The organism is Rhizobium sp. PDO1-076 (assembly GCF_000247475.1).
Taxonomy (GTDB): Bacteria; Pseudomonadota; Alphaproteobacteria; order Rhizobiales; family Rhizobiaceae; genus Allorhizobium.
Map to the genome: position 1 here is coordinate 1 of NZ_AHZC01000282.1, position 1,321 is coordinate 1,321.

At 59.6% G+C, this 1,321-nt stretch carries 1 protein-coding gene and 1 other annotated feature; the gene reads right to left on the reverse strand.

Annotated elements, in window-relative coordinates; translation table 11 throughout:
* Nucleotides 1–39: 39 nt before the first annotated feature.
* Nucleotides 40–1,271, reverse strand: a protein-coding gene (locus PDO_RS15075; protein WP_085995821.1) for an IS3 family transposase whose coding sequence is annotated in 2 segments (ribosomal slippage) — nucleotides 40–980 and nucleotides 980–1,271 — 1,233 coding nt in all. Because the reading frame shifts where the segments join, the coding sequence is not laid out codon by codon here.
* Nucleotides 871–987, reverse strand: a sequence feature (AL1L pseudoknot). It overlaps the preceding gene by 117 nt.
* Nucleotides 1,272–1,321: the final 50 nt, after the last annotated feature.

A 1,321-nucleotide genomic window follows, 5' to 3' on the forward strand; every position in this document is an offset into this window, starting at 1 on the left:
TGAACCGCCCCGGCTTTACCGGAGACCGTTTAGTTTAAGTTATGCGGCCATGGCTGGTGCGTCCAGCATGGCGTAGTATCGGTCTTCTGCCTCGGCGGGCGGAATGTTTCCGATGGGCTCCAGAAGGCGGCGGTTGTTGAACCAGTCGACCCATTCGAGCGTGGCGAACTCCACGGCTTCGAAGTTGCGCCATGGTCCTCGCCGATGGATAACCTCGGCCTTGTAAAGACCGTTGATCGTTTCGGCGAGAGCATTGTCGTAACTGTCGCCAACGCTTCCGACAGACGGCTCGATGCCCGCCTCCGCCAGCCGTTCGGAATAGCGAATGGACACATATTGCGAGCCGCGGTCGGAATGATGAACCAGCCCGCCGCGTTTGACAGGCCGCCGATCATGAAGCGCCTGGTCGAGGGCATCGAGCACAAAGCTTGCGTGAGCGGTCCTGCTCGCCCGCCAACCGACGATACGGCGGGCGAAGGCATCAATGACGAAGGCCACGTAAACGAAGCCCTGCCAGGTCGCGACATAGGTGAAATCGGATAACCACAGCATGTTCGGCGCTGGAGCGAAAAACTGTCGGTTCACCCGGTCGAACGGGCATGGAGCGGACTTGTCCGACACGGTGGTTTTGACTGGCTTGCCGCGAATGACGCCTTGAAGCTCCATCATTCTCATAAGCCGAGCGACGGTGCAGCGGGCGATGTCGTAACCTTCTCGCTGCAACTGCCGCCAGACTTTGCGCACGCCATAGACCTGGAAGTTCTCGTTGAACACCCGGCGTATCTCGACTTTCATGGCAATATCATTCCGTTCGCGGGCCGATAGGCGGTCCACGTCCGTGCGCTTGGCGATAACCTCATAATAGGTGGACGGGGCAATCGGCAGCAGTCTGCAGATCGGCTCGACCCCGAGCACCGAGCGGTGTTCGTCGATGAAGGAAATCATCGCTTCAGTGGGCGGTCGAGCTCCGCCTGGGCAAAATACGCCGAGGCTTTGCGTAAAATCTCATTCGCCTGACGAAGCTCGCGGTTCTCCCGCTCCAGTGCCTTCATCTTCTCCGCCACGTCACTCGGCAAACCTGCACGCTTGCCGCTGTCGACCTCGGCCTTCTTCACCCATTCATGGAGGGTATGCGCCGAGCAGCCGATCTTGGCCGCTATCGATGATACCGCCGCCCAGCGCGATGAGTGTTCAGCTTCATGTTCCGTCACCATCCGAACGGCGCGGGCGCGGACTTCAGGAGAGAATTTGTTCGTCGTTTTGCTTGTCATAGACCCTACTTCTCACGAGTTGGGGTCTCCGGCCAAGCCGGGGCGGTTCA